General features: G+C 64.0%; 26 protein-coding genes. 12 read left to right on the top strand and 14 right to left on the bottom strand.

Annotation, left to right across the window (positions count from 1 at the left end; genetic code table 11):
* Positions 1-25: 25 nt before the first annotated feature.
* Genes coaD through KIG99_RS12560 form a run of 4 tightly spaced genes read right to left on the bottom strand, consistent with a single transcriptional unit; the run spans position 26 to position 3,708 of the window.
* Entirely contained in the window at positions 26-514 is a 489-nt protein-coding gene (gene coaD / locus KIG99_RS12575) for a pantetheine-phosphate adenylyltransferase (RefSeq protein ID WP_226460469.1), read from the bottom strand.
* The gene (rsmD, locus tag KIG99_RS12570; protein ID WP_226460468.1) at positions 511-1,053 is read right to left on the bottom strand and encodes a 16S rRNA (guanine(966)-N(2))-methyltransferase RsmD; all 543 of its coding nucleotides are present in this window, start codon (positions 1,051-1,053) and stop codon (positions 511-513) included. The genes coaD and rsmD overlap by 4 nt, the downstream gene beginning before the upstream one ends.
* Positions 1,050-2,345 carry a M16 family metallopeptidase gene (locus KIG99_RS12565; protein WP_226460467.1) on the bottom strand — a complete coding sequence of 432 codons (1,296 nt, stop codon included), beginning with the start codon at positions 2,343-2,345 and terminating at the stop codon, positions 1,050-1,052. The genes rsmD and KIG99_RS12565 overlap by 4 nt, the downstream gene beginning before the upstream one ends.
* Positions 2,346-2,355: 10 nt before the next feature.
* Positions 2,356-3,708 (bottom strand): M16 family metallopeptidase, encoded by a 1,353-nt coding sequence (locus KIG99_RS12560; protein WP_226460466.1) that lies wholly within the window; start codon positions 3,706-3,708, stop codon positions 2,356-2,358.
* A gap of 127 nt (positions 3,709-3,835) precedes the next feature.
* Between KIG99_RS12560 and ftsY the strand changes: the two genes are divergently transcribed.
* The 5 genes from ftsY (at position 3,836) to KIG99_RS12535 (ending at position 9,030) form a co-directional block, all read left to right on the top strand.
* The gene (gene ftsY, locus KIG99_RS12555; protein ID WP_226460465.1) at positions 3,836-4,810 is read left to right on the top strand and encodes a signal recognition particle-docking protein FtsY; all 975 of its coding nucleotides are present in this window, start codon (positions 3,836-3,838) and stop codon (positions 4,808-4,810) included.
* A gap of 76 nt (positions 4,811-4,886) precedes the next feature.
* Positions 4,887-5,540 (top strand): cell division ATP-binding protein FtsE, encoded by a 654-nt coding sequence (locus KIG99_RS12550; protein ID WP_226460464.1) that lies wholly within the window; start codon positions 4,887-4,889, stop codon positions 5,538-5,540.
* Entirely contained in the window at positions 5,537-6,436 is a 900-nt protein-coding gene (gene ftsX, locus KIG99_RS12545; RefSeq protein ID WP_226460463.1) for a permease-like cell division protein FtsX, read from the top strand. The genes KIG99_RS12550 and ftsX overlap by 4 nt, the downstream gene beginning before the upstream one ends.
* Positions 6,429-8,048 (top strand): FAD-dependent oxidoreductase, encoded by a 1,620-nt coding sequence (locus tag KIG99_RS12540; protein ID WP_226460462.1) that lies wholly within the window; start codon positions 6,429-6,431, stop codon positions 8,046-8,048. The genes ftsX and KIG99_RS12540 overlap by 8 nt, the downstream gene beginning before the upstream one ends.
* A gap of 172 nt (positions 8,049-8,220) precedes the next feature.
* On the top strand, positions 8,221-9,030 hold the full coding sequence (locus KIG99_RS12535; RefSeq protein ID WP_226460461.1) for a M48 family metalloprotease: 810 nt from the start codon (positions 8,221-8,223) through the stop codon (positions 9,028-9,030).
* A 158-nt stretch (positions 9,031-9,188) separates the two neighbouring features.
* On the opposite strand, the gene KIG99_RS12530 is transcribed toward KIG99_RS12535, so the two are convergent.
* Together KIG99_RS12530 and KIG99_RS12525 are read right to left on the bottom strand one after the other, a co-directional pair.
* Positions 9,189-10,403, bottom strand: a complete 1,215-nt coding sequence (locus KIG99_RS12530) for an exo-beta-N-acetylmuramidase NamZ family protein (protein ID WP_226460460.1) — start codon at positions 10,401-10,403, stop codon at positions 9,189-9,191.
* Positions 10,404-10,405: 2 nt separating this feature from the next.
* Positions 10,406-10,948: a DOMON-like domain-containing protein gene (locus tag KIG99_RS12525; protein WP_226460459.1), complete on the bottom strand. Its 543-nt coding sequence runs from the start codon at positions 10,946-10,948 to the stop codon at positions 10,406-10,408.
* A 171-nt stretch (positions 10,949-11,119) separates the two neighbouring features.
* On the opposite strand from KIG99_RS12525, the gene KIG99_RS12520 reads away from it, so the two are divergent.
* From KIG99_RS12520 to KIG99_RS12500, 5 genes are read left to right on the top strand one after another with little or no spacing between them, the layout of a single operon-like run.
* Entirely contained in the window at positions 11,120-12,484 is a 1,365-nt protein-coding gene (locus KIG99_RS12520; protein WP_226460458.1) for a TrpB-like pyridoxal phosphate-dependent enzyme, read from the top strand.
* Positions 12,485-12,487: 3 nt separating this feature from the next.
* Positions 12,488-13,165: an SPOR domain-containing protein gene (locus KIG99_RS12515; RefSeq protein ID WP_226460457.1), complete on the top strand. Its 678-nt coding sequence runs from the start codon at positions 12,488-12,490 to the stop codon at positions 13,163-13,165.
* Positions 13,162-13,785, top strand: a complete 624-nt coding sequence (coaE, locus tag KIG99_RS12510; RefSeq protein ID WP_226460456.1) for a dephospho-CoA kinase — start codon at positions 13,162-13,164, stop codon at positions 13,783-13,785. The genes KIG99_RS12515 and coaE overlap by 4 nt, the downstream gene beginning before the upstream one ends.
* A 59-nt stretch (positions 13,786-13,844) precedes the next feature.
* On the top strand, positions 13,845-14,603 hold the full coding sequence (zapD, locus tag KIG99_RS12505) for a cell division protein ZapD (RefSeq protein WP_226460455.1): 759 nt from the start codon (positions 13,845-13,847) through the stop codon (positions 14,601-14,603).
* Complete coding sequence (locus KIG99_RS12500) at positions 14,603-14,800, top strand: DNA gyrase inhibitor YacG (protein ID WP_226460454.1); 198 nt, start codon at positions 14,603-14,605, stop codon at positions 14,798-14,800. The genes zapD and KIG99_RS12500 overlap by 1 nt, the downstream gene beginning before the upstream one ends.
* An 18-nt stretch (positions 14,801-14,818) precedes the next feature.
* Here the strand turns inward: KIG99_RS12500 and KIG99_RS12495 are convergent, their stop codons facing one another.
* Both KIG99_RS12495 and KIG99_RS12490 read right to left on the bottom strand, forming a co-directional pair.
* Positions 14,819-15,763 carry a Nudix family hydrolase gene (locus tag KIG99_RS12495; RefSeq protein WP_226460453.1) on the bottom strand — a complete coding sequence of 315 codons (945 nt, stop codon included), beginning with the start codon at positions 15,761-15,763 and terminating at the stop codon, positions 14,819-14,821.
* Positions 15,760-16,644: an ATP-binding protein gene (locus tag KIG99_RS12490; RefSeq protein WP_226460452.1), complete on the bottom strand. Its 885-nt coding sequence runs from the start codon at positions 16,642-16,644 to the stop codon at positions 15,760-15,762. The genes KIG99_RS12495 and KIG99_RS12490 overlap by 4 nt, the downstream gene beginning before the upstream one ends.
* Before the next feature lie 45 nt (positions 16,645-16,689).
* Between KIG99_RS12490 and mltA the strand changes: the two genes are divergently transcribed.
* Positions 16,690-17,940, top strand: coding sequence for a murein transglycosylase A (mltA, locus tag KIG99_RS12485; protein WP_226460451.1), 1,251 nt, complete (start codon positions 16,690-16,692; stop codon positions 17,938-17,940).
* A 158-nt stretch (positions 17,941-18,098) separates the two neighbouring features.
* Complete coding sequence (locus tag KIG99_RS12480) at positions 18,099-19,301, top strand: ammonium transporter (RefSeq protein WP_226460450.1); 1,203 nt, start codon at positions 18,099-18,101, stop codon at positions 19,299-19,301.
* 1,271 nt (positions 19,302-20,572) lie between these two features.
* Here KIG99_RS12480 and KIG99_RS12475 read toward each other — a convergent pair.
* Genes KIG99_RS12475 through KIG99_RS12450 form a run of 6 tightly spaced genes read right to left on the bottom strand, consistent with a single transcriptional unit; the run spans position 20,573 to position 26,829 of the window.
* Complete coding sequence (locus KIG99_RS12475) at positions 20,573-21,547, bottom strand: bile acid:sodium symporter family protein (RefSeq protein WP_226460449.1); 975 nt, start codon at positions 21,545-21,547, stop codon at positions 20,573-20,575.
* A gap of 45 nt (positions 21,548-21,592) precedes the next feature.
* Entirely contained in the window at positions 21,593-23,182 is a 1,590-nt protein-coding gene (locus KIG99_RS12470) for a gamma-glutamyltransferase family protein (RefSeq protein WP_226460448.1), read from the bottom strand.
* A 5-nt stretch (positions 23,183-23,187) separates the two neighbouring features.
* Positions 23,188-23,895, bottom strand: coding sequence for a GntR family transcriptional regulator (locus KIG99_RS12465; protein WP_226460447.1), 708 nt, complete (start codon positions 23,893-23,895; stop codon positions 23,188-23,190).
* Positions 23,895-24,875 (bottom strand): ABC transporter ATP-binding protein, encoded by a 981-nt coding sequence (locus KIG99_RS12460; protein WP_226460446.1) that lies wholly within the window; start codon positions 24,873-24,875, stop codon positions 23,895-23,897. Before KIG99_RS12460 ends, KIG99_RS12465 begins: the two co-directional genes overlap by 1 nt.
* Positions 24,872-25,936, bottom strand: a complete 1,065-nt coding sequence (locus tag KIG99_RS12455) for an ABC transporter ATP-binding protein (RefSeq protein WP_226460445.1) — start codon at positions 25,934-25,936, stop codon at positions 24,872-24,874. The genes KIG99_RS12460 and KIG99_RS12455 overlap by 4 nt, the downstream gene beginning before the upstream one ends.
* Positions 25,933-26,829 carry an ABC transporter permease gene (locus tag KIG99_RS12450; protein WP_226460444.1) on the bottom strand — a complete coding sequence of 299 codons (897 nt, stop codon included), beginning with the start codon at positions 26,827-26,829 and terminating at the stop codon, positions 25,933-25,935. The genes KIG99_RS12455 and KIG99_RS12450 overlap by 4 nt, the downstream gene beginning before the upstream one ends.
* Between the last annotated feature and the right edge of the window lie 10 nt (positions 26,830-26,839).

The raw sequence follows: 26,839 nt of genomic DNA, 5'->3' as shown, positions 1-26,839 counted from the left end.
GGTCTTTCTTCCTCTCTCAATAAACTCAGGTTTTCGCCCGCAGGCGCTTTTCTACACAAGGTTGGACAAATTTGCTGACATCGCCGCCCAGGCGCGCGATTTCGCGAACCATGGTGGCGGAGATGAACATGTATTGCTCGCCGGGTGTCAGGAACACCGTTTCGACTTCCGGATAAACGCTGCGGTTCATGCCGGCCATCTGGAACTCGTACTCAAAGTCGGAAATGGCACGCAGGCCGCGCACAACAACCTTGGCACCCTGCTCATGCACGAAGTCCATGAGCAGCGTGTTGAAACCGACAATCTCGACATTGCCGACATCGGCCAGAATCTCGCTGGCCATCGCGACACGGTCAGCCAACGCAAAGCGCGGCTGCTTCGACGGGCTTTCGGCGATCGCCAGGATCAGGCGATCGAACAAACCGGCCGCCCGCCGCACGAGATCCTCGTGGCCACGGGTGATCGGGTCGAAAGTCCCCGGATAGATCGCTACGCGATGATTGAGTTTGTTCAAACGTCTGCCCGCCGCATCAAGTGAAAATGCACTTCACCCGCCTTGCCGTGGCGCACCGTGCGCCACTCCCCCAAGGCTTCCAATTCATGTTCTGCTTCGACATAGAGCACTGCACCTTCGTTCAAGACACCGGGCAAAAGCGGCTCCAGGCGCGGAATCCAGCCCTTGTTATAGGGTGGATCGAGGAAGATCAGATCAAATTTCACTTTCGTCGAGGACAAATATTGTATCGCATCCCCGCGCCGTATCTCTACCGCACTCGCCGCACCGATCATTTCGGCGTTGGCGTGCAGCGCCGCCAGCACGCGCGGCGCCTGCTCGATCATCACCACTTTTGCCGCGCCGCGCGAAGCCGCTTCGAAACCCAGCGCGCCGCTGCCGGCGAAAAGATCGAGGCAATGCCAGCCGTCGAGTTCCTGGCCGAGCCAGTTGAACAGCGTCTCGCGCACCCGGTCCGGCGTCGGGCGCAGGCCTTCGCTGTCGGGGAACTTGAGGACACGGCGGCGCCACTGTCCGCCGATGATACGCACCGAGTTCATTCGCCAGCCACCGTTACGGTCATCAGATCGACCGGTTTGACATGGCGGAAAAACGCCTGTTTTACCTGGTCGACCGTTACCGCCTGCACTTTTGCCTGATATTGCTCGAGATAATCGAGCGGCAGGCCGTAGAAGCCGAGCGCCGCAACGTTGTCGAGCAGCTTCTTGTTGCTGTCCAGGCGCAGCGGGAAGCTGCCGGTCAGATTGGCCTTGGCCGCCACCAATTCGTCTTCGCTCGGGCCGACCTTGAGAAAGCCTTCGAGCACGTCGCGCGCCAGCCGGGTTGCCTCGCGCGCCTGCGAGCCCTTGGTCTGCAGGCCGATCTGGAACGGTCCTGCCTGGCGCAGCGGTGAGAAATAGCTATACACGCTGTAGGCGTAGCCGCGTTTTTCGCGCACTTCCTGCATCAGGCGCGACACGAAGCCGCCACCGCCCAGCGTGTAATTGCCGACCAGCAGCGGAAAATAATCCGGATTGCCGCGCTCGACCGCGGGCAGGCCGATATAGACATGCGCCTGGCTGGCCGGATGGGCAATTTTCGTGACCTTGCCGCGCACTTTTTGCGGCGGCGCCGGCAAGACCGCCGCCTCGCCCTGCGGCAGACCGGCCGCGAGCGATTCGGCGACCGCTTCGGCCTCGGCTCGCGACAGGTCGCCGACCAGCGTGATCGTCGCATTCGCGGCGTTGTAATAACGCGCATGAAAAGCCAGCAGATCCTCGCGGCTCAACGTCGCCACCGACTCCGGCGTCGCCTGCCGACCATAGGGATGCTTCGGATACATCGCTGCCCAGAAGGCCTTGCCGGCAATCGCATCCGGCCGTGTCGCCGCATCCTTCAAGCTGGCGATGGTGCGCGCCTGCTCGCGCACCACGACGGCGTCGTCGAAGCGCGGTTCCTGCAGGACGGCACGCAGGACGTCGAGCGCTTCGCTGCGCTTGTCCAGTGCCGACAAGGTACGCAGGGAGATGCTGGCACGATCGGTATCGGCGCCGCCGGCAAGCGTGGCGCCGAGGTCGGCAAGCTGCTCGGCAATATCACTCTCGTCGCGACTGCCCGCACCGAGATCGAGCACCGCGCGCGTCAGTGCGGCCAGCCCCGACTTGTCGGCCGGATCGAACATCGAACCGGCGGCGAAATCGACCTGCACGTCGAGCATCGGCAACACCCGGCTGGCGACGAAATAGACGCGCGCCCCGGACGGCGTCACCCAGTGCTCGATGGCCACGCCGGCCTCGGCAAGCTGCATGGCAAAAAAAGCCAGCGTAGCGGTCAACAGTTTTTTCAGGCTCATTTTGCGCAACTCAGTGACGGGTGGCGACGGCGGCCCGGCGCGGCTTGCTGGCTAGCGGCTGCGGATCGAGGCTGCCGACGGTCAGCCGGTCGTCGGTGAAATACTTGCGGGCGACGGCCTGCACCTCGGCCGCCGTAACCTTCTGCAACTTGTCGAGCATGCGCTCGATCTGCTGATAGGGAATTCCGGCCGACTCGGTCTGGCCGATTTCCATGGCCTGGCCGAACATCGAGTCGAGCTTGTACACCTGACTGGCGACCAGTTGCGCCAGCGCCCGTTTCAGCTCGGCCTCGCCGATGCCGTCCTTCTGCACGCGCGCGATCTCGGCCCGGATGGCGGCTTCGAGATCGGCCACCGTATGCCCTTCGGACGGCGTGCCGGAAAAATAGAACATGCCCGGACCGCGCGCCGTGGCTTCGTATTCGATGCCGATCTCGAGCGCGACCTTGTCCTCGCGCACCAGTTTCTTGTTGAAGCGCGCCGCATCGTGGCCATCGAGCACGGAAGCCAGCATTTCCAGCGCGTAAGGCTCGCTTTCCTTCTCGACATCGCGCAACACCGGCGCCTTGTAACCCATGATCAGGACGGGCAGTTCGGCCGGCGCCTTGACCGTGATCCGCCGTTCGCCCTCCTGCTGCGGTTCGATCTGCGACTTGCGGCGCGGCAGATCGCGCCCTTCAAGGCTGCCGTAATACTGCTCGGCAAGAGCAAACACCTCGGCATGCTCGACGTCGCCGGAGATCACCACGTAGGCGTTGTTGGGCACATACCAGGTGTCGTACCAGGCCCTGGCGTCGGCCGCGCTCATTTGCTCAAGGTCGCTCATCCAGCCGATCACCGGCCGGCGATAGGGATGCGCCTGGAAGGCGACCGCATTCATCTGTTCGAAGAGCTTGGCTTCCGGCGCATCGTCGGTACGCATGCGACGCTCTTCCATGACCACCTTGATTTCCTGCGCGAACTCCCTGGCGTCGACATTGAGGTGGCGCATGCGGTCGGCTTCGAGCTGCATCACGTCGGCCAGTTTTTCCTTCGGCACCTGCTGGAAATAGGCCGTGTAGTCGCGGCTGGTGAAGGCATTGTCCTTGCCGCCGGCAGCGGCGACCCGTTTGTTGAACTCGCCCGGCCCGACGCTGGGCGTGCCCTTGAACATCATGTGCTCGAGCACGTGCGCGACGCCCGATGCGCCATCCACCTCGTCGATGCTACCCACCCGGTACCAGACCATCTGCACCGCGGTCGGCGCCCGATGGTCTTCCTTGACGATGATGCGCAGGCCGTTTTGCAGCGTCGTCTCGAAGGGGTTGGCATGCGCAGCGGTCAACAGCCACGGCGCCAGCAAAAAGGGGAGAAGTTGTTGCATACGCATGGGATTGCGGGGCTTTCTGTGAGGTCTTTCTGCTAAAATCGGACGCTGATTCCGCATCGATCGGACGGCATCTTAACGGCTTGCCGCCCGCCTGTCAGCAAGGCTTGAGACCACTTCCCCCATGTTCAGTTTCCTGAAAAAATCCGCTCCCGAAACCAAGGCCGACGCACCGGCCCCGGCGGAAGCCGCCCCATCCTGGCGCGAACGCCTGTTCAAGGGCCTGGCCAAGACACGGGCCCAACTGGGGGGCAAGCTCAAGTCCATCTTCGCCCGCGGCAAGGTCGACGACGAACTCCTCGAAGAACTCGAAACCCTGCTCCTGACCAGCGACTGCGGCGTCGAGGCGACGCAGCACCTGCTCGACGAACTGAAAAAAGCCGCCAAACGCGACAAGCTGGACACGCCGGACGCCATCCAGCAGGCCCTAGCCAACGCCCTGCTCGCCACGCTGCAGCCGCTCGAGCAACCGCTCGACGTCGGCACGCACAAGCCCTTCGTCATCATGATCGCCGGCGTCAATGGCGCCGGCAAGACGACCTCGATCGGTAAACTCGCCAAATACTTCCAGAACCAGGGCAAGAGCGTGCTGCTCGCCGCCGGCGACACCTTCCGCGCCGCCGCGCGCGAACAGCTCGAAACCTGGGGCGAACGCAACAACGTCACGGTCATCGCCCAGGACAACGGTGACCCGGCCGCCGTCGTCTTCGACGCCATCTCCGCGGCCAAGGCGCGCGGCATTGACGTCGTGCTCGCCGACACCGCCGGCCGCCTGCCGACCCAGCTGCACCTGATGGAAGAAATCGCCAAGGTGCGCCGCGTCATCCAGAAGGTCGAACCGAGCGGCCCGCACGAAACCCTGCTCGTGCTCGACGCCAACATCGGCCAGAATGCGCTGCAGCAGGTCAAGGCCTTCGACAAGGCGATCAACGTCACCGGCCTCGTCCTGACCAAGCTCGACGGCTCGGCCAAGGGCGGCGTGGTCGCCGCCATCGCCCGTCAGTGCCCGAAGCCAATCCGTTTCATTGGCGTCGGCGAACAGATCGACGACCTGCGCCCCTTCTCGGCCAGGGATTTTGTCGAGGCGCTGTTTGAGTAGGATCGAGCTGCCAAGATAGAGGATCGAGTAAGCCTTTAGCTCAAACCCCTAACATCTAATAGCTAACAACTAAAAAATGATTCTCGCCAGCAATCTTTCCAAGCGTTACCCCGGCGGCCACGAAGCGCTGCGCGAAGTCAGCTTCGAAATTTCGGCCGGCCAGATGACGCTGATCACCGGCCACTCCGGTGCCGGCAAGACAACGCTGGTCAAGCTGCTGGCTTCGGTCGAGCGCCCGACCTCGGGCAGCCTGGTCGTCAATGGCCAGAACCTGTCGGCCCTGCGCCGCAGCGCCATTCCCTACCTGCGGCGCAACTTCGGCCTGGTCTTCCAGGACCAGAAGCTGCTGTTTGACCGCAGCGCCCTCGACAACGTGTTGCTGCCGCTGCAGATCGTCGGCCTGCCGCATCGCGAGGCCGTCCGCCGCGCCCGCGCCGCACTCGACAAGGTCGGCCTGCTCGCCCGCGAAAAGGCGATGCCGATTGCCCTTTCCGGCGGTGAACAACAGCGCCTGGCAATCGCCCGCGCCGTGGTCAATCGCCCAACCATCCTGCTCGCCGACGAACCGACCGGCAATCTCGATGCTGAATCGGCCCGCGACATCCTCGAAATTTTCTCGGCCTTCCACCAGGTCGGCGTCACCGTCGTCGTCGCCACCCACGATCAAAGCTGGGTCGAGCGCTACCATCCGAACGTGCTGCGCCTCGACCACGGGAGGGTCGTCGCATGAACGCCTGGCTATCCCAGCACCAGGCGGCCCTCAGCTCGGCCCTGCGCCGCCTCTGGTCGACGCCGCTCAACACGCTGCTTTCTCTGCTCGTCATCGGCATCGCACTGACCCTGCCCGGCTTCGGCTACGTCCTGCTCGACAACCTGCGCGACCTCGGCCGCAACGCTTCCGGCGTGCAGCAGATCAGCCTGTTCATGCAGATCGATGCGAGCAAGAAGGACGTCGATGAAATTTCCACCCGCCTGCGCCAGGCCCCGAACAGCACCTGGCGTTTCGTGCCCAAGGAAGAAGCCCTGAAGCGCATGCAGACCAGTGAAGGCATGGCCGACATCGTCGCCAGCCTGCCGCGCAATCCGCTACCCGACGCCTTCATCATCGAGCCGGCCAATACCGAACCGGAAAAACTCGAAATCCTGCGCCGCGAAATCACCGGCTGGCCCAAGGTTGCCCATGTCCAGCTCGATTCGGCCTGGGTCAAGCGTTTCGATGCCTTCCTCAAGCTCGGCAAGCTGGCGCTGTGGATGCTCGCCGGCATCTTCGGCGCCGGTCTGGTTGCCGTCACCTTCAATACCATCCGCCTGCAGGTCATGGCCCAGGCCGCCGAAATCGAGGTTGCCCGCATGATCGGCGCCACCGACGCCTTCATTCGCCGCCCCTTCTATTATTTCGGCGCCCTGCAGGGTGCGCTTGGCGGCCTGCTGGCGGCGCTGCTGGTGATCGGCGCGCTGCGCCTGCTGGCCGGCCCGGTCGGCGATCTGGCCGGTCTTTATGGCGCCAGCTTCAGCCTGCGTGCGCCAGGATTTGCCGCAATTGGCGTGTTGACCGGTGCCGGTGCCTTCCTCGGCTGGCTCGGCGCACAGCTCTCGGTCAGCCTGTCGCTCAGGAAATTTGACTAAGCCAGTTGCAGCCCGTGGCGGCTTCAGCCGCCGCGACTTTCTCTGCACCCTGGGTGCCGGCGCCCTCGCCGGCTGCGCCCCGGCCGGCAAACCGGCACTGCCGCCGGGCGAAACCTTCGGCATGACGCAAACCCTCGGTCACCGCCTGCTTGCCGGCAACTTTCCCGCCCCCGACGCAATCCGCCATACCGGCACACTGATTGTCGGCGGCGGCATTTCCGGCCTGTCTGCCGCCAGGAAACTGGCGCGCGCAGCGGTCGACGACTTCCTGGTGCTCGAAATGGAAAGCGAAGCCGGCGGCAATTCGCGCGCCGGCCACAGTCCGCTCGTCGCCTATCCCTGGGGCGCCCACTATCTGCCACTGCCCGGCCCCGAAGCGCGCGACGTGCGCGAACTGCTCGCCGAACTCGGCGTCCTGCAAGGCGACCCGGGCGCCGTCAAACCGGTCTACGACGAGCGCTACCTGTGCGCCACGCCGCAGGAGCGCATCTACCGCAACGGCCTGTGGCAGGAAGGCCTGCTGCCGCAACGCGGCCTTGACGCCGGCGAACGCGAACAGCAGCAGCGCTTTCACGCGCACATGCAGGAACTCAAGCAGGCGCGCGGCAAAGACGGCCGACGTCGGTTTGCGCTGCCGATGGCCTTGTCCAGCCGCGATGCCGACTGGCTCGCCCTCGACCGCATACCGTTCAGTCAGTGGCTGAACGCCAACGGCTACACCGCCCCCAGCCTGCATTGGCTGGCCAACTACGCCTGCCGCGACGATTACGGCAGCGACTACCGGCAAACCTCGGCCTGGGCCGGCCTGCACTACTTTGCCTGCCGCAACGGCGAAGCGGCCAACGCCGCCCCCGATGCCGTGCTCACCGCGCCCGAAGGCAACGCCTGGCTGGCGCGCGGCCTGGCGGCCAGCGCGGGCGAACGCATCCGCAGCAACAGCCTGGTCTGGCGCATCATGGAAGACAAGCACGGCCTGACGGTCGACGTGCTGGAAAACGATAAAAGCATCCGCTATCAGGCACGCCAACTGATCTGGGCGGCGCCGGCCTTCATCCTGCCGCGCGTCTGGCCGGACATGCCGGGCGATCTGAAAAGCGCAGCACAGACCGGCGAATACTCGCCCTGGCTGACCGCCAACCTGCATCTTGCCGATTTCCCGGAAGAACGCCACGGCGCGCCGCTGGCCTGGGACAACGTGCTCCACGACAGCCCCGGCCTCGGCTACATCGTCGCCACCCACCAGTTGATCCGCCGCCAGCAGCGCGGCACGGTATTCACTTACTACCGCGCCCTGCATGACATGGCGCCGGCCGCCGGGCGCCGCCTGCTGCTCGAAACGCCGCGCGAAACCTGGGCCGAAGGCATCCTCGCCGAACTCGAACGGGTACACCCCGACATCCGCCGCCAGACCACCCGCCTCGACATCTTCCGCAACGGCCACGCCATGCGCCGCCCGACGCCGGGCAGCCTGTTCAGCGGTCAACGCGAAAAACTGGCCGGTTTTCGCAGCCCGCGTATTGCACTGGCACACGCCGACCTGTCGGGGTTTTCATTGTTCGAGGAGGCGCTTGACCGCGGCGTCACGGCGGCCGAACGCCTAATGCGGGCATAGGCATCCGCCGGCACAGTTAGCGGCTCGCCCGAACCGGCGCCACGACCTGCGGAGCGCTGAAAAAATGCCATTTGCTTGACCGATCCGCATCCAAAGCGCATAGTCCCGGCCTTCTTCGCCCCCCGAATTGCTCTCCCGAGGGGCTTCTCCAACTCCGGAACAGGGTAAGGCCATGCATAAACCATATCAATTCAACGCCGCCAGCTTGAAAGCGGCCGTCAGCACCGCCAGCATCGTCATTCTTGTCGCCGCCTGCAACGGCAACGCCAACACGGTCATGAACTCGGACAAGACGACCGGCCTGGCCAGCGCCGCCTTCAAGGCTGCCACGCTGAGCGACGCCGAAGTCAAGGAACTGTCCGACAAGTCCTGTGCCGCGCTCGACGCCGAAGCCAAGGTCGCCGCCCCGAAGAGCAAGGAAGCCCTGCGCCTGGCCAAAATCGTCAAGGGCATGCCGGGCGAAGTGAACGGCACGGCCATCAACTACAAGGTATACGTGACCAAGGACGTCAATGCCTGGGCCATGAACAACGGCTGCGTGCGCGTCTATAGCGGCCTGCTGACGCTGATGAACGACGACGAAGTGCGCGGCGTGATCGGCCACGAGATCGGCCACGTCGCCCTCGGCCACGCCAAGGCCGCCATGCAGACCGCCTACACCGCCTCGGCCGCCCGCCAGCTCGCCGCCGCCTCGGGCAACCAGACGGTTGCCGCACTGAGCACCTCGCAACTCGGCGAACTGACCGAGAAACTGGTCAACGCGCAGTTCTCGCAGATCCAGGAAAGCGCCGCCGACGATTACTCCTTCGACCTGCTGACCACGGCCAAGCTCAAACGCGACGGCCTCGTCACCGCCTTCGAGAAACTGGCCAAGCTCGGCAACAACAGCAGCATGTTCAGCTCGCATCCGCCGTCCAGCGAACGCGCCCAGCGCATGCGCGAACGCCTCGCCGCCAAGCCGACTGCTGCAGCAAAGAAATAAATCGACGTCGCAAACGTGAAAAACCGGGGCTTGCCCCGGTTTTTCGCCATAACCCGATTGAAGTTATTTGAACGCGCTTGCGTTCGGCAATAACCGAAGGGCAGCTAGCGAGCGTCGCAATGACTATTTAATTGTCGAGGTTCCAGCTAAACCACCAGTCAGTAACGCAGGAAAGGCCGCCGCACCTCGTGCCAGGCTGTTTCGTCAGCCAGGGCCAGATGCTCCAGATCGTCCGCGGCACTCGCCGGATCATCCACCCACTCGCGCAGCAAGGGCGAGCCGTTGATCAGGTCGATCGCCAGACGATCGTGCTCGTATTCGTAGGCAAAGTCGCGCCACAGCGGGTAATCGGGATACAGCCGGCGGATCGCCTTGAAGGCGAGCGCCTGCAGGCGCCAGGGGCGGAAGGCGGCGTGTTCGTAGCGGGCATCCTCGACATGGATCTGGATGCCGTTGCACAGCTTGCCGGCGTGCTTGTGGAAGGTCGGCTCGAACCAGATCTCGCGCAGCGTGCAGCCGGCCAGCCAGTGCGGCGCGAAGGCACGCATTTCGGCGAGTACGGCGCGGGCATCGATGTCGGGCGCGCCGAACAGTTCGAGCGGACGCGTCGTGCCGCGCCCTTCGGAGAGCGTCGCGCCTTCGAGCATGACGGTGCCGGCGTAGGCGCGCGCCATCCACAGGTTGGGCGCATTCGGGCTCGGGTTGATCCAGGTCCGCTCGCCGAGCGGCCAGCCGTAACCGGGCGCTGCTTCCGGCTGCCAGCCCTGCATTTCGATAACTTTGTAATCGACATCGAGGTTGAGCAAGTCGATGAACCACAGGCCGAGTTCGCCCATGGTCAGGCCGTGCCGCATCGGCATCGGGCCGGCACCGACGAAGCTTTCCCAGCCGGCGCGCAGGCTCAGGCCTTCGACCGGACGGCCGGCCGGGTTCGGCCGATCGAGCACCCAGACCGTCTTGCCATGCTTGGCGGCGGCTTCGAGCACGTAGCGCAAGGTGGTGATGAAGGTGTAGATGCGGCAGCCGAGATCCTGCAGGTCGACCAGCAGCACGTCGAAGGTTTCCATCATCGCGTCGCTCGGCCGGCGCACTTCGCCGTACAGACTGAAGACCGGGATGCCGAGCTGCGGGTCGAGAAAGTCGGGCGACTCGACCATGTTGTCCTGCTTGTCGCCGCGCAAGCCGTGCTGCGGCCCGAAGGCGGCACTCAACTTGATGTCGGGCAGCGCAGCCAGCGCGTCGAGCGAATGCGTCAGCTCGGCAGTTACCGAAGCCGGATGCGCAAGCAGCGCGACACGGCGGCCAGCGAGCGGCCGGCGCAGTTCCGGCTCGGCGAGCAGGCGGTCGATACCGAAGAGGATAGAAACAGTCATGATCAAGAGGCTTTCAGGGTCAGCGCGAAGCTCTGCCGCAAATGAAAATCGGGTTGCGCGGCGGCATGCGCCAGCGCCCAGTAAGTCTTGCTGCCGTCGGCCGCTTCGAGCACGGCCGTCAGGCCGACCTGCAGCACCGCACCGCCCGGCAACAGGGCAGCCGGAATCAGCACGCGCAGTTCGACCGCATCGCTCGCTTGTGCCAGGCTGATCTGCGGCGCCACCGGAATGGCGGATTCAATACGCTCGCGGTAGCCGGCAAAGTCATAAACCGCCCATTCCCCGGAGGGCGAGAAATTGAATTCGCGGTATTTTTTCGCGTCGACCGCCACGAACAACTCGCAGCAGGTGTGCTGCCACAAACCGTCGGCAAAGGCGGGCGGCCGTGGCACCGGCAGGCGAAGCGCGTTCGGCGCCGCACGCAAGCGATAGCACAGCGCCAAATCCCCTTGGGCACCAAGGTTCGCCGTTACTTCGACAGCGAAAATGCCGGCACACGGACTGGCCGGATGGCAGAGCAGGGAATGAGTATTCTGGGCAGACAAGGCGAGGGTTTCGGACGAAGAAATGGCGCAGGCCGTACTTTACCCGCAGTCTTCGCGCCGGGCAGCGGTCGACCGGGCAAAAAGGCACAAAATGCCCGCGCCGGCCTTGGTCCGACCTGGCTTTTGGGGTAATTTACCGCCTTTGCCGAATCGCATCAGGGAGAGAAAAATATGACGCCGCTGCGGATCAATCTCGAACAAGAAGAGATCCCCACCCACTGGTACAACGTTGTCGCCGACATGCCCAACCCGCCGGCGCCGCCGCTCGGTCCGGACGGCCAGCCGGTGCCGCCGGAAGCGATGGGCGCGATTTTTCCCGCCCCCATCCTCGAACAGGAAATGTCCGCCGAGCGCTGGATCGCGATCCCCGAGGAAGTCCGCCAGATCTATGCACAATGGCGCCCCGCCCCGCTCTGCCGCGCGCTCGGCCTGGAACGCGCCCTCGGCACGCCGGCCAAGATTTTCTTCAAGTACGAAGGCGGCTCGCCGGCCGGCTCGCACAAGCCGAACTCCGCTGTGCCGCAGGCCTACTTCAACAAGCTGGCCGGCACCAAGAAGCTGACCACCGAGACCGGCGCCGGCCAGTGGGGTTCGTCCATCGCCTACGCCGGCCAGATGTTCGGCCTGCCGGTGCGCGTTTTCATGGTCAATGTCAGCTACCAGCAAAAGCCCTTCCGCCGCTCGATGATGCAGACCTGGGGCGCCGAAGTCTTCGCCAGCCCGACCAACCTGACCAACGCCGGCCGCGCCGCGCTCGCCGCTGACCCGAACAACCAGGGCTCGCTCGGCCTGGCCATCTCGGAAGCGGTCGAGGAAGCTGCCGCCGATCCCGGCACCTGCTACACGCTGGGTTCGGTGCTCAACCATGTGCTGCTGCACCAGACGGTGATCGGCCTCGAAGCCAAGAAGCAGTTCGACAAGATCGGCCTCTACCCGGATGTGATCTTCGGGCCGTGTGGTGGCGGTTCCAGCTTCGGCGGCATCGCCTTCCCCTTCCTCGCCGACAAAGCGGCCGGCGACAAGCGTGCCACCAACCTGCGCTGCGTCGCGGTCGAGCCGACCTCCTGCCCGACGCTGACCAAGGGCCACTACGCCTACGACTACGGTGACGTGTCCGGCTACACGCCGATCATGAAGATGTACACGCTCGGCCACGACTTCATGCCGCCCGGCATCCACGCCGGCGGCCTGCGCTATCACGGTGATTCGCCGCTGGTTTCGCAACTGCTGCATGAAGGCAAGCTCGAAGCCATCGCCGTGCCGCAGGTCGCCACCTTCGAGGCCGGCGTCCAGTTCGCACGTGCCGAAGGCATCATCCCGGCGCCGGAATCCTGCCACGCGATCCGCGCCGCGATCGACGAAGCCCTGCGCTGCAAGGCAACCGGCGAGGCCAAGACCATCCTGTTCTGCCTGACCGGCCACGGCCACTTCGACATGGCGTCCTACGACAAGTACTTCTCCGGCCAGCTCGAGGATTACTCTTACCCGGAAGCCGCCATTACCGAATCGCTCAAGCACTTGCCCCAGGTCGGTTAAGCCGTGAAAGCCCTCGTCTTCCTGCTCGTTCTCGCCAACCTGCTTTTCTACGCCTTCAGCAGCGGCTACTTCGGTCACTCCGACAACCCGGACGCGGCCCGCATCGACCAGCAGGTCGCGCCCGACAAGATGCACCTGGTCTCGCGCGGCGAAGCACCGCCGGTCAAAGTAGCCGAAGCACCGGCCGCCCCGGCGCCGGAACCGGAAACCAAGCCGGAACCGGTGATCGAGAAGACCTGCCTGCGCTGGGACAACCTCGCACCGGCTGCCGCCGATCGCCTGAGCACACTGATCGGCGAGAAATTCACCGCATTCAAGAGCAGCAAGAAAACCATCGCCGGCGAAGGCAATGGCTGGTGGGTCTTCATTCCGCCCCTGCCGAGCAAGGCGGATGCGGAAAAGAAGGCCGGCGAACTGCGCCAGCTGGGCGTCGAGGACTATTTCATCATCCAGGAAAGCGGCCCCAGCCAGTACGGCATCTCGCTCGGCGTCTTCTCGGCGGAAAAGGGCGCCCAGGAAAGGTTGACCGAGTTGAAGGGCAAGGGCGTCAAATCGGCCCGCTCTGGACCGCGCCCGGGCAAGGACAGCACTGTCCGCGTCGAAGCCAGCGGCCCGCTCGCAGAACGCGACGCCCTGATCGCTGCCAGCAAGCTCAAGCCGCCGCCCGAGGACTGCAAGTGAGCGACTTCATCGTCGGCCTGACTGGCGGCATCGGCAGCGGCAAGAGCACGGTAAGCGATCTCTTTGTCGCCGCCGGGGCAGCGCTGGTCGACACCGACGCCATCGCGCACGAGCTGACCGGACCGGGCGGCGCCGCAATGCCGCTGCTGCTCGCTGCCTTCGGCCCGAGCGTGGCGGATGCCAGCGGCGCGCTCGACCGCAATGCGATGCGCCAGCTGATCTTTTCCGACACCACGGCACGCAAGCAGCTGGAAGACATCCTGCATCCGCTGATCCGCCAGATTTCGAGCGAGCGCTGCGCTGCGGCCAACGCCCCCTACGTGATTCTCGCCGTGCCGCTGCTCGTCGAGAGCAACAGCTATCGCGAGCGCTGCCAGCGGATTGTCGTTGTCGATTGCCCGGAAAGCCTGCAGGTACACCGGGTAATGAGCCGCAATGGCCTCAGTGAAGCCGAGGTCACCGCGATCATGGCCGCCCAGGCAACACGGGTCGAACGCCTGCGCGTGGCGGACGATGTCGTGCACAACGACGCCGACCTAATCAACCTGCAGCAACAGGTTTCCCGCCTGCACGCAAAGTATCTACGACTATCGGCAGAAATAGCTAAAGCAAACTGTTGAGATTTGCCTGCAAATAGCTCAGAATTAGGACAATTTTCCATCTTCGGACCCAAGGTCGCGTGATTACTTACGAATATCCTTTCAACGAGCGCATCCGCACCCTGCTGCGCCTTGAGGATCTGTTCGAAAAAACCGCCCATTTCGCTCAGGCCGATGGCCAGCTGGAGCACCACACAGCCCTCGTCACCCTGTTCGAAATTCTTGAAGTGGCCGGCCGCGCCGACCTCAAGATGGACCTGATCCAGGAACTCGAACGCCAGCGCCAGACGCTGCTCGCCTACCGCAACAACCCCGACATTTCCGAAGAAGCGCTGTCCGGCGCCCTCTACGAAATCGAACAGTCATCCGCCGCGCTGCTCAGCATGACCGGCAAGATCGGCCAGTACCTGCGTGAAAACGACTGGTTGATGGGTATCAAGAGCCGCGCCGTGATTCCCGGTGGCGTCTGCGAATTCGACCTGCCGTCCTATCACTGGTGGCTGCACCGCAGCCCGGATGCCCGCCGCGAATCGCTCGACGGCTGGACCAAGCCACTGTTGCCGCTGCGCGACGCCGCCGCCATCGTGCTGCGCCTGCTGCGCTCGAGCGGTAGCCCGAAACAGCATGCCGCCGTGCATGGCCAGTTCCAGCTCAACCTCGGCGGCTCGGCTGCACAGATGGTGCGCGTCACGCTGGAAACGGAAGAACAGGCGATCCCGGAAGTCAGCGCCAACAAGTACTTCCTGAACATCCGCTTCACCAAGCCGCCGACCGGGGAAATCAAGGCCAAGGGCTGCGACCGCGACGTCAGCTTCAAACTCACCTTCTGCAATCTCTGATGACAGCACGCAAAGTCCGCTGCCCGCAATGCGGCCAGGATGCGCTGTGGGCCCCGGAAAATCGGTGGCGCCCGTTCTGTTCCGAACGCTGCAAGCAGATTGATCTCGGCGCCTGGGCCAGCGAAAGCTACCGGATTCCGGTTGCGGTCGATCCCGAAGACCCCGCTCTGACCGTTCCCGACGACGACCGCGGCTGACCGGGTCGCTCCCGGCAACTACCAGCCGCGCAGCATGGCGATGCCGTGCGCACCATGCGCCTGCGCTTCGCCCAACATTGCCTTTTGCATCCCACCCAACGCAAAAACCGGCAGCGTGTTGCCAGCCAGCTGGGCGGCAAACCCGTCCCAGCCCAGCCCGTTCGCCTCCGGATGCGTCTGCGTCGGCAAAACCGGGCCGAACAACGCGTAATCCAGCGCCAGTTCGCCGGCCCGGCGGATTTCCCCGGCCGTGTGGCAGGAAGCGCCGACCCAGGCAAAATCGGGCCGCACGGCACATTTGGCCAAACTGGCTGCCGACAGATGCACACCATCCGCCCCGACCATGCGCGCAATCTCCTCGCTATCGTTGATGACGACCAGCGCGCCATGCTCACGCGCCAGACGCACGACGCTTTCGGCAAACCACAGGCGCTGCGCCGCCGGCCAGCCCTTGTCACGCATCTGGATCAGGCGCAGGCCACCGGCCAGGGCTTCTTCGAGGCGCTCCAGCTGGCGCTCGACACCTTCCACTTCGCCCTGCGTGATCGCCATGCTGGTCGGCAAGGCCAGGCCCTTCAGGATCGGGCCATTGGCCGGCAGGATGGGCGCGACATGCGGCGTTTTGCCCATTTCCAGCCAGTCGACCGCTGAATGCTCCAGCGGCGCGGTAATGCCGATCTCACCGGTCCACGCCGTGACACGCCAGAATTCCAGGCGCACCGTGGCATGCGGATAGGTGAATTCGCGCGTCAGCCAGGGCGAACACTCGGTCACCGTGATGCCGAGCTCTTCCTGCAATTCGCGGATCAGCGCCTGACGATAATTTTCACCCGGCTCGACCTTGCCGCCGGGAAACTCCCAGTAGCCTGCATAGACTTTGCCTTCCGGCCGCTGCGCCAGCAGGAACTCGCGCCCGTCGGCGCGCAGCATGACGGCAGCCGCAACCTGGACGATCTTGCTCATCGCGCAGCCGTCCCCGCCTGCTGGCCGGCCAGATCGCGCGCGAACTGCCAGGCGACACGACCGGAACGCGAGCCGCGACCGAGCGCCCAGTTCAGCGCATCGCGCTCGCAGGCAGCAATCACCGCCTCGCTGACGCCGAACTCGCGCAGCCAGTGATAAACGATGGCCAGGTAATCGTCCTGGCTGAACGGGTAAAACGAAATCCACAGACCGAAGCGCTCGGACAGCGAGATTTTTTCCTCGGTCGCCTCGCCGGGATGGATTTCCTCATTGACCCGCGTCGTCTCCAGGTTCTCGGAAAAATACTCCGGCAACAGGTGACGCCGGTTCGAGGTCGCGTAGATCAACACATTGTCGGGCGGCGCCGCGATCGAGCCGTCGAGCACCGTCTTCAGCGCCTTGTAGGCGGTTTCGCCGGCTTCGAAGGAGAGGTCATCGCAGAAAATGATGAATTTTTCCGGCCGACCGTCCAACACATCGACAATATCGAGCAGATCGACCAGATCGTCCTTGTCCACCTCGATCAGGCGCAGGCCCTGGGCGCTGAACTCGTTGAGCACCGCCTTGACCAGCGACGACTTGCCGCAACCGCGGGCACCGGTCAGCAGGACGTTGTTGGCGCCATGGCCGGCGACGAACTGCTGCGTATTGAGCGTGATGCGCGCCTTCTGGTCGTCGACATTCTCGAGATCGGCGAGGCGGATCGGGTGCGGATGCGGCACCGGCTGCAGCCAGCCGCGCCCGTCGCGCTTGCGCCAGCGGAAAGCAACGGCGGCGTTCCAGTCGGGCAGCGGCGAAAGCGGCGGCAGGGTCGCCTCGAAACGGGCGAGGACGGCTTCGGCCCGGGCAAGCAGGCGTTCAAGCGGAGGAGTGTTGGGCATGATCGTTTTATACTTCGCGGCGAATTGCGAACTCTAACGAAAGCCATGCCAAAACTCCAAGCTGCATTTCTCTCCCTGACCGTACTCGCGGCCGCCCTGCTCGCCGGCTGCAGCAGCATTCCGTTCAGTGAAGCACCAGCCGCCTGCGCGCCCTGCGCCGCCTGTCCGAGCTGCCCGCCCGCCGTTACCGTCGCCGCACCGGCCCCCGCCCCGGCGCCAACCGCCCCCGCCGCTTTCTCGCGCAGCCTGCAAGCCGGCACCTGGAACGAGCTACCAGGCTGGGCCGATGACGACCACGCTGCCGCCTGGCCCGCCTTCCTGCAATCCTGCCGCGGCATGGCGAGCAAACCGCACGGCCCGGCCTGGAAGCGCGTCTGCGACCTGGCCAAAGCCGCCGGCCCCAGCCTGAGCAGCAAGGACGCCCGCCAGTTCTTCGAAAACCACCTGCGCCCCTACGCCATCCTCGCCGCCGACGCGAACCCGAATGGCCTGGTCACCGGCTATTACGAGCCGTTGCTGCGCGGCAGCCGGCAGGCGACACGCGGCTTCGAGCAACCGGTGCGCGGCGTACCCGACGACCTGCTGACCATCGATCTCTCCGCCGTCTTCCCCGAACTCAAGGACAAGCGTGTGCGCGGCCGCCTCGAAGGCAACAAGGTCGTGCCCTACTGGTCGCGCGCTGAAATCAGCGCGCGTGGCGACCGCCTGCCCGGCCGCACCCTGCTCTACGTTGACGATGCGGTCGAGCTCTTCTTCCTGCAGGTCCAGGGCTCCGGCCGCGTCCAGCTCCAGGACGGCAGCCAGGTCCGCCTCAACTACGCCGACCAGAACGGCCACCCCTACCAGTCGATCGGCAGGGTGTTGGTCGAGCGTGGCGAACTGAAGCTCGAAGAAGCCTCGATGCAGGGCATCCAGAACTGGGCGCGCGCCAATCCGGCCCGCCTCAACGACCTGCTCAACAGCAACCCGAGCTACGTCTTCTTCCGCGAAGTCGCGAACAGCAAGGACGGCCCGGTCGGTGCCCTCGGCGTGCCACTGACACCCGAGCGCAGCATCGCCATCGACCCGCGCTCGGTGCCGCTCGGCGCGCCGGCCTTCCTCGCCACCACCCGCCCCAATTCGGCGCAGCCGCTGAACCGCCTGGTGATGGCGCAAGACACCGGCGGCGCGATCAAGGGTGCGGTGCGCGCCGACTTTTTTTGGGGCTTCGGCAAGGAAGCCGGCGAACAGGCCGGACGCATGAAACAGTCCGGACGCATCTGGTTGCTGCTGCCGCCCGAGGCTGCACTCAAATAAGGCAAGCACGCACCAATCGATTGCACATTAGTTAAAACACGCACCATATGGGTGCTTATTTCATCAAACACAGAAAAATAACGCACTGATTTGAAAAGGAAAGCGCGCACTGGAATGGTGCTTGCTTTCCTCAGCCGGTCTTTTGAATTGGGGGTTTCATGGAAGCGTATCAATCAAGCAGCAACGTGCTGTTCATCCTGCTCGGCGCCATCATGGTGCTGGCCATGCATGCCGGCTTTGCCTTTCTCGAAGTCGGCACTGTCCGCAAGAAAAACCAGGTCAATGCCCTGGTCAAGATCCTGACCGACTTCGGCATCTCGACCATCGCCTATTTCTTCATCGGCTACGGCATCGCCTACGGCACGCATTTCTTCACCGGCGTCGAAACGCTGATGGAAAAAAACGGCTTCGAACTGACCAAGTTCTTCTTCCTGCTCACCTTCGCCGCCGCCATCCCGGCCATCATCTCGGGCGGCATCGCCGAGCGCGCCAAGTTCCATCCGCAACTGGCCGCCACCTTCCTGCTCGTCGGCTTCGTCTATCCCTTCTTCGAAGGCATCGCCTGGAACCAGGCCTTCGGCATCCAGGCCTGGCTGAAAGCGACCTTTGGCGAAGAGTTCCACGACTTTGCCGGCTCCGTCGTAGTGCATGCCATGGGCGGCTGGATCGCCCTGCCCGCCGTGCTCCTGCTCGGCCCACGCTACGGCCGCTACAGCAAGGATGGCCGCATCTCGGCCCACCCGCCGTCATCGATTCCCTTCCTCGCGCTCGGCGCCTGGATCCTGACCGTCGGCTGGTTTGGCTTCAACGTCATGAGTGCGCAGACGCTCGACAAGATCTCCGGCCTGGTCGCCCTCAACTCGCTGATGGCCATGGTCGGCGGCACGCTGGTCGCCATGGTGCTCGGCAAGAACGACCCCGGCTTCGTGCATAACGGCCCGCTCGCTGGCCTGGTTGCCGTCTGTGCCGGCTCCGACATCATGCACCCGATCGGTGCCCTGGCCGTCGGCGGCATTGCCGGCGCCCTGTTCGTGATCATGTTCACGCTGACCCAGAACCGCTGGAAGATCGACGACGTGCTCGGCGTCTGGCCGCTGCACGGCCTGTGCGGCGCCTGGGGCGGCATCGCCGCCGGCATCTTCGGCAGCAAGGCCTTGGGCGGCGCCGGCGGCATCGCCTTCATGCCGCAACTGATCATGACCGCGATGGCCATCTGCGTCGCCCTGGTCGGCGGCACGCTGGTGTACGGCACCCTGAAGCGCCTGTTCGGCATCCGCCTCGACCAGGAAGAAGAATACGACGGCGCCGACCTCAGCATCCACAAGATCACGGCAACGCCGGAGCGCGAACCGAACTGGTAAAACGCTGATCGGAAATAATAAAGTCTGTCGGGCGAGAATAAAGTCTGTCGGACAATTGATATAAGAGAGGCCCAGCAATTGCCGGGCCTCTCTTTTTGAACTTCCGGAATTCGGCCAAAGCTGACGTTGAAGCGCCGATCCGACTAGGGCGGGGATGTGGTCGGGAAGCTGCCATTCGCCAATGTTCAACCGCTATCACTAGCTTGGGAATGACAGAATAGATGTCACTGAACGTTGATCGGTGGCTGGGCAAGTGGAGCGGGTGAAAGTAATAGAACCCTCGTTATTTGGTTGGAAACCATTAAACTACACCCGCCCGATTCAACTTCAGAAAGGTTGATGAAATTGTTGTCTATCTAAGACAAGCCATCCAGTCACTTACTACGAAGGCGCCTCCGTTATTGATCGACTGATGTGCCAACTTAACGAAAAGTCGTGTTAGACATTTTCCCTCGGCGAGTTGAATTAAATTCTTTTTAATGGCTCCGCCATAGACAAAGCAAATGACTCTTGAAAAATGGTTATGGTGGCTAAAATTAGCACCGACTTCTTTAGTGTTTTTGTTCCCTGGATTTTTCTATTTGCTAAATGTTTTTCTATCAAAAATATTTGACGCATCAATTGCAGTAGAAATCATAGATGCCAAGCAATATTTTTTGTTTTTTTCGTTTGTCGGATTGATTCCTGTGGCTATCTTGATTCTGGTCGTTAGGAGTCGATTTCCCAGATTCTTGAATGCTGCAGGAAGACCTCCCAAGAACCTCACCAAATACTTCACGGATCACGAGAATGAGTGTAGTTATCCGATGGTTTGTACCTATACCTCTCTATATTTATTACTGCATTTATTTTATGGCTCCGTGTTTTTCTCATTTATTTTGTTTGTTTGATGCTCTGAAAAATGAAATAATCTATCATCCAACACGTAAGTAACTGGATGGTTTGTCTTAGATAGGCAACAATTTCATCAACCTTTCTGAATGTGACTCGAGCGGGTGTAGTTTAATGGTGGAACTTTTTGTTCCCAAGCTAGCGATAACGGTTGCTCATTGGCGAATGGCAGCTTCCCAATACATTCCCGTCCTAGTCGGATCAGTACTTCAACGTCTACTACGGCCGAATACCACCCCCTACAGACCATACTTCTACGTCACAGATCACCTATCAATACGCCCGACAATCCGAATGATCGCAATAAACCAAGTCAGTCGGACCGAATTGAAAAAGCCCCGCCAAAGTGCGGGGCTTTTTGTTGATCGCCGGCCGGACAACTAGGACACCGGCGACTCCCGCCCAGCCCAGCGCTGTGCCAGCACGCCGCCGACCGCCAGTTGCAGGGGGTGGTAGATCATGATCGGCATCAGGATCAGGCCGAGCGCCGGATTGGCGCCGAAGATGAGATGGGCCATAGGCACGCCGGAGGCCAGCGTTTTTTTCGAACCGCAGAAGACGGCCGCGATCCGGTCTTCGATCGGCAGGCCGAGCAGGCGACCGAGCAGGCGGGTCAGGGCAAGGACGATCGCGAACAGGAGCGTACTGCCGACGATGGTTTCGAGCAGGATGAGCGGGCCGTAGTTGGACCAGACGCCCTCCTTCACCGTATCGGCAAAGGAGGTGTAGACCAGGGTCAGGATGGTCAGCCGGTCGACGATCTGGATACGGCCTTTATTGTGGCTGGCCCAGGTAGCGAGTGCCGGACGCGAGAGCTGACCGAGCACCAGCGGCAGCACCAGCCAGAGCAGCAGGTCGATGATGACCGGCCAGACGTCGAAGCCGCTCCCGCCGCTGCCAAGTATCCAGGCCATCCAGAACGGCGTCAGGACGACGCCGAGCAGGCTCGACAGGGTGGCGTTGAAAACGGCAACCGGCACGTTGCCGCGTGCCGCCACGGTCAGCGCGACCGATGAGGAAACGGTAGACGGCAGCGCGCACAGGTAAAAGAAGCCTGTCTGCAGGTCGGCCGCCATCCAGCCGCCGGAAGCCTTGAGCAGCAGCCAGCCGAGGACGGGGAAGACGAGGAAGGTGCTGGCCTGGATCAGCAGATGCACCTTCCAGCGCAAGGCACCATCCTTGAGCGAGGCCAGCGAGAGGCCCAGGCCGTTGAGGAAGAAGACCAGGGCGATACCGATCTTGTTGAGCAGTTCCGGATGCAGGAAGCCGCCCTTGGCGCCGGGCGCCGGCCAGATGAAGGCAAGGGCGACGGCGACCAGCATGCCTTTGAGAAACCAGTCGAATTTGAATTTCATGTTGAATGACCTTGTTGGGGTTCGATGAAGTCCGGGCGCGGCAGCCTACCAGGCCGCGACGCAGCCGTCGCTGCGTGGATCTTCGCCGCCCTCGATCCAGCCGTCCGGATGCAGGACAAGCGCCCCGGCGTGCCCCATGCGCTCGTCGAAATCGCCCGCCACTTCGACCGGGTGGCCCAGCGCGCGCAATTTGTCGATGATTTCCGGTGCATAGCGCGACTCCAGCTTCAAGCTCGTACTCTGTTCCGCCCAGGTCCGGCCCAGCAACCAGCGCGGCGCGGCAACCGCCGAACGGACATTGTGGCCGCCCCAGACGTAACGCGAGAAGACGGCCGCTTGCGTCTGCGGCTGGCCTTCGCCGCCCATCGTGCCGTATACCAGCAGGCGGCCGTCGTCGAGGCGGGCCATCGCGGGGTTCAGCGTATGGAAGGGTTTGCGCCCCGGCGCCAGGCTGCGCAACTGGTTCGGCCGCAGATCGAAGGAGCAGCCGCGGTTCTGCCACCAGATGCCGGTCTGCGGCAGGACAACGCCGCTGCCGAATTCGAAGTAGATGCTCTGGATCATGCTCACCGCACGGCCTTCGGCATCGACGACACCCATCCAGGTGGTGTCGCCATCCGAGTTCGGCGCCGGCCACGGACTGGCCTTGCCGAGCGGCACGGCGTCAGCCAGCGCGTCCAGGGTCGAGTCGCCGAGCAGACCGGACGGATCGATCTGCATCGCCGCCGGATCGGTGACGTACTTGTCGCGCACGATGAATGCCTGCTTGGTGGCTTCGACCAGCGCATGGATGCCTTCGACGTTGTCCGGACTCCAGCCGGCCTGGCGGATGCGGTCGTAGATGCCGAGGATGAGCAGCGACGCCAGGCCCTGGGTCGGCGGCGCCATGTTGTAGACCTTGCCGCAGGACAACTGCACCTCGAGCGGCGCCTTGATTTCGGCCAGGTGGCGGGCGAGATCGGCTGCCGTAATCGGACTGCCGACGGCGGCCAGGTCGGCGCTGATCTGCTGCGCCAGTTCGCCGCGATAGAAATCGTCGGCACCGGCCCGCGCCAGTTGTTCGAGCGTCGCCGCGAGAGCCGGGAAACGATGGCGCTGACCATAGGCCGGGACCTTGCCATCGACCAGAAATGCGTCAGCGAAGCCGGGCTGGGCCTGCAATTCCGCCAATTTGTTGCGGGTGTTTTCTTCCTGGCTGTGAGTGACCGGGAAGCCCTCACGCGCATAGTGAATGGCGCTTTCGAGCAGGCGGGCGAAAGGCAGTCGACCGCCCCACTCGCGGCGACTGAATTCGTAGGCCGCGCCCCAGCCGGAGAGCGTACCGGCCACCGTATTGGCAGCCAGCGGGCCGCGCCAGGGAATGCTCGTCAAGCTGCCGTAAAGTTCGCGAGTGACGCCAGCACCGGCCGCGCCACAGGCATCGATTGAACGCATCGGCTGGCCCGGCGCATGCATCAGCCAGAAGCCGTCGCCGCCGATGCCCGTCATGTGTGGATAGACCACTGCCAGCGTGGCGGCGACGGCGATGGTCGCCTCGATGGCGTTGCCGCCGTCGCGCAGGATGTCGAGGCCGGCCTGGGCCGCGAGGGAATGCGAGGCGACAACGGCGCCACGGGTTGCGAGGATGGGTTTCATGCCGATTAGCCCTTCAAGTTTTGTTTTCTGGTGGACGGGAGACCCCAGGCCGGCGCAACACGATTGGTGGCGCTGCGTGCCGAGAGCAGATGCGAGCGCATCTCCCGGTAAGTGGTGATGACATCGTGGGCAAGGATGGCTTCGACGATCACCGAATGCTCTTCAAAGGATTCGCCCATCCGCTCGAGATTGCGGAACTGCGTCCGGCGGAAGGGCGAGACGCGGTGGCGCAGGCTGGTTGCCAGTTCGATCAGCACCGGGTTGTAGCAACCGCGGATGATGGTCGCGTGCAGTTCCAGATTGGCCGCATCGTAGCGATCGATATCGCCCGCCTGCATCGCCGCCCTGCCCTCGGCATGCAGTTCGCGCATGCGGCTGCGGTCCGCCTCGGTCATGCGCAGCGCGGCATGCCGGGCGCAAGCGGCCTCCAGCTCGCCGATCGCTTCGAACATCTGGTCAAGCTGGTCGACGGTCAGCTCGGCAACGACCGAACCGCGGTTCGGCCGGGTATCGACCAGGCCCATGATGGCGAGTTGCTTGAGCGCCTCGCGCACCGGCGTCCGCGACACGTTGAAACGGGCGGCCAGACTGACTTCGTCGAGACGCGAACCGGGTGCCAGGTTGCCGAGAACGATTTCATCGGCGATACGGCGACAGACATCATCGGCCAGGCCGCCCCGGCCACGGCCATCTTCAAAGGAAAGGACACTCATCAGGCAGCCTCCGCCAGTGGCATGAGCGGATGCCAGCAAGCCAGCGCCTGCGTGCCAACCGATTGCAGGGGCGGCACCTCGCGCCGGCATTGTTCGCTGGCGTGCACACAGCGCGGCGCGAAACTGCAGCCGGGCGGCAATGCGGCCAGATTGGGCGGCGCACCGGGCACCGCCAAGAGCGGCTGCCCGCGGTTCTCGGTGCCGACCGTCGCGGCCAGCAGGCCGGCCGTATAGGGATGACGCGGCGCGCGGACGATCTGGCTGACCGGCCCCTGTTCGACGATGCGGCCGGCGTACATGACAGCGATGCGGTCGGCAACTTCGACGGCGGCGGCGATGTCGTGCGTCACGAAAATCACCGACATGCCGGTTTCGCGCTGCAGTTCGCGCAACAGCAGCAGGATCTGGATCTGTACCGTGGCGTCGAGCGCCGTGGTCGGCTCGTCGGCGAGCAGCAGCTTGGGCTGGCAGGCCAAGGCCAGCGCGATCATCGCGCGCTGGCGCATGCCGCCGGACAGTTCGTGCGGATAGGCGTCGAAACGCCGTTTTGCCTGCGGAATCTGCACCCGTTCAAGCATCTGCAGGGCCTGGGCGCGCGCCGCCTGTTCATCGACCGCGGCGTGGGCGCGGATGGCCTCGGTAATCTGCTGGCCGATGGTGTAGACCGGATCGAAAGCCAGGCCGGGTTCCTGGAAAACCATGGAAACCGTGCCGCCGCGATACAGATCGAGCGCCCGGCCCTTGAGGGCGAGCACGTCCTGGCCGTCGACCAGCATCTTGCCCTGGATTTTCGTCGTCCGTTCCGGGTGCAGGCGCAGCAGGGTGCGCAGCGTGACGCTCTTGCCGGAGCCGGACTCGCCGAGCAGACCGAGCACTTCGCCGGCGCCGAGTTCGATGTTGACCTCGTTCAGCGCACTGGCGGTACGGCTGCCGCAAAACTGCACCGACAGATCCTGCAGGGAAACCAGGGGGGTAGTCATGGCTGAACCTCCGTAAGGGCAGCGGGATGACCCGAAGTCGGGTCGTTGAGATGGCAGGCGGCCTGATGCGCCGGCTCGCCGGGCAGGCCGATCAGCAGCGGCGCCTTGGCGGCGCAGACCGGATGCGCATGCGGGCAGCGATCGTGGAAGCGGCAGCCGCTCGGCGGGTTGATCGGGTTGGGCGGATCGCCGGCCAGCGGCGAAGCCTGCGTCCGGTTGTCCGGGTCCATCGAGGGTACAGCGGAGAGCAGCGCCCGCGTGTAGGGATGCGCCGCCTGGCCGTAGATGCGCTCGACCGGGCCGGTTTCGACGACCTGGCCGAGGTACATCACCATCACGTAGTCGGAGATGTAATGCACCACGTGCAGGTCATGCGAGATGAACAGGTAGGTCAGCTGACGCTCGGCCTTGAGTTCCTGCAGCAGGTTGAGCACCTGCGCCTGCACCGACTTGTCGAGTGCTGCGACGGCCTCGTCGAGGATGACCAGGCGCGGATCGAAGGCCAGGGCGCGGGCGATATTGACGCGCTGGCGCTGGCCGCCGGACAACTCGTGCGGATAGCGGCTGGCGAACTGCGCAGGTTCCAGACCGACGCGCGCCAGCAGTGCGTGCGCCTGGCGCATCGCCTCGGCGGCCGGCATGCCGTGCACGCGCGGGCCGTAGGCGATGGTTTCGGCGATGGTCAGGCGCGGGTTGAGCGAAGCGAAGGAGTCCTGGAAAACCATCTGCAGGCTGCGCCGGAATTCCTTCAAGCGGATGCCGCCGAATTCATCGACACCCTCGCCGTCGAACACCATGTTGCCCGAATCGGCGGCCATCAGCCGGGCGATCAGGCGGGCGGTGGTCGATTTGCCGCAGCCCGATTCGCCGACAATGCCCAGCGTCTTGCCCTTGGGCACCGAGAAGCTGACGCCATCGACGGCATGGACGAACTTTTTGCTCTTTTCCAGCGGTTGACCGCGTACGGCGAAGTATTTCCTGAGATTGCGCACGACCAGCAGCGGCTGGGCCGGACCGCCCCGGTCCTGAACCGGAGCCTGGGAGTAGGAGGAGGTATTCATCGACGGATGTCCATGGCCGAGCGCACGCTGTCTGCGAGCAGATTGAATGCGATTGAAGTGACGAAGATCAGGGCGCCGGGCAGCGCCGCGATCCAGGGATTGACGTAGATTGCTGAGCGCAGCGTGTTGAGCATCAAGCCCCATTCCGGCTCTGGCGGCTTGACGCCGAGACCGAGGAAGGAGAGGCCTGAGGCGAGGATCATGCTGACGCTGAGCAAGCCGGTCGCATAGACGAAAACCGGGCCGAGCACGTTGCCCAGCACATGCACGCGGATGATCGAAAAGGCGCCGGCACCGCTCATCCGCGCCGCCTCGATGTAGTCGAGCTGGCGCACCTGGGTGGTGACGCTTTCGGCGACCCGCACCACCTGCGGCACGAAGACCAGGGTCAGCGCCAGCAGGCTGTTGCTCATGCCCGGCCCGAGCGCGCCGGAAATCGCCACGGCGAGCAGCACAGAGGGGAAGGCGTAGAACACGTCGAGGACGCGCATGATGATCATGTTGACCTTGCCGCCGATGTAGCCGGCAAACAGGCCGATCGCGGTGCCGATGCCGAAGGCGGCGAGTACCGGCACGACGCCCATGAGCAGCGACAGGCGACCGCCGTGCATCAGACGGGAGAGCATGTCGCGACCGAGTTCGTCGGTACCGAGCAGGAAGCCGGGGCTGCCGATCGGCAACAGGCGCTTGATCATGCTCGCCTTGTAGGGATCGGCCGGCGCCAGCCAGGGCGCGAAGACGGCGGCGCCGATGATGATCAGCAGGACAAGACCGGCGGCCAGCGCCATCGGATCGTGCCGCAACTGGCGCCAGACGACCAGCCAGTAGCTGCGGCTCGGCGCCGGAGCGGCTACGGCGGCGGCCGGCAGGGAAAGTTCGAGAGAAGCAGACATCGATAGTCTC

The sequence above is a fragment of the Quatrionicoccus australiensis genome (assembly GCF_020510425.1).
Classification (GTDB): domain Bacteria; phylum Pseudomonadota; class Gammaproteobacteria; order Burkholderiales; family Rhodocyclaceae; genus Azonexus; species Azonexus australiensis_A.
This window is presented reverse-complemented; position numbering and strand designations above follow the sequence as displayed.

Coding starts and splice junctions, on each gene's coding strand:
- mltA (WP_226460451.1), top strand. CDS start 16,690: ATGCCAAAACTCCAAGCTGCATTTCTCTCCCTGACCGTACTCGCGGCC.
- KIG99_RS12495 (WP_226460453.1), bottom strand. CDS start 15,763: ATGAGCAAGATCGTCCAGGTTGCGGCTGCCGTCATGCTGCGCGCCGAC.
- KIG99_RS12450 (WP_226460444.1), bottom strand. CDS start 26,829: ATGTCTGCTTCTCTCGAACTTTCCCTGCCGGCCGCCGCCGTAGCCGCT.
- KIG99_RS12500 (WP_226460454.1), top strand. CDS start 14,603: ATGACAGCACGCAAAGTCCGCTGCCCGCAATGCGGCCAGGATGCGCTG.
- KIG99_RS12560 (WP_226460466.1), bottom strand. CDS start 3,708: ATGCAACAACTTCTCCCCTTTTTGCTGGCGCCGTGGCTGTTGACCGCT.
- KIG99_RS12455 (WP_226460445.1), bottom strand. CDS start 25,936: ATGAATACCTCCTCCTACTCCCAGGCTCCGGTTCAGGACCGGGGCGGT.
- KIG99_RS12465 (WP_226460447.1), bottom strand. CDS start 23,895: ATGAGTGTCCTTTCCTTTGAAGATGGCCGTGGCCGGGGCGGCCTGGCC.
- KIG99_RS12520 (WP_226460458.1), top strand. CDS start 11,120: ATGACGCCGCTGCGGATCAATCTCGAACAAGAAGAGATCCCCACCCAC.
- KIG99_RS12565 (WP_226460467.1), bottom strand. CDS start 2,345: ATGAGCCTGAAAAAACTGTTGACCGCTACGCTGGCTTTTTTTGCCATG.
- KIG99_RS12470 (WP_226460448.1), bottom strand. CDS start 23,182: ATGAAACCCATCCTCGCAACCCGTGGCGCCGTTGTCGCCTCGCATTCC.
- KIG99_RS12535 (WP_226460461.1), top strand. CDS start 8,221: ATGCATAAACCATATCAATTCAACGCCGCCAGCTTGAAAGCGGCCGTC.
- rsmD (WP_226460468.1), bottom strand. CDS start 1,053: ATGAACTCGGTGCGTATCATCGGCGGACAGTGGCGCCGCCGTGTCCTC.
- KIG99_RS12475 (WP_226460449.1), bottom strand. CDS start 21,547: ATGAAATTCAAATTCGACTGGTTTCTCAAAGGCATGCTGGTCGCCGTC.
- ftsX (WP_226460463.1), top strand. CDS start 5,537: ATGAACGCCTGGCTATCCCAGCACCAGGCGGCCCTCAGCTCGGCCCTG.
- KIG99_RS12530 (WP_226460460.1), bottom strand. CDS start 10,403: ATGACTGTTTCTATCCTCTTCGGTATCGACCGCCTGCTCGCCGAGCCG.
- KIG99_RS12480 (WP_226460450.1), top strand. CDS start 18,099: ATGGAAGCGTATCAATCAAGCAGCAACGTGCTGTTCATCCTGCTCGGC.
- KIG99_RS12460 (WP_226460446.1), bottom strand. CDS start 24,875: ATGACTACCCCCCTGGTTTCCCTGCAGGATCTGTCGGTGCAGTTTTGC.
- ftsY (WP_226460465.1), top strand. CDS start 3,836: ATGTTCAGTTTCCTGAAAAAATCCGCTCCCGAAACCAAGGCCGACGCA.
- KIG99_RS12490 (WP_226460452.1), bottom strand. CDS start 16,644: ATGCCCAACACTCCTCCGCTTGAACGCCTGCTTGCCCGGGCCGAAGCC.
- KIG99_RS12550 (WP_226460464.1), top strand. CDS start 4,887: ATGATTCTCGCCAGCAATCTTTCCAAGCGTTACCCCGGCGGCCACGAA.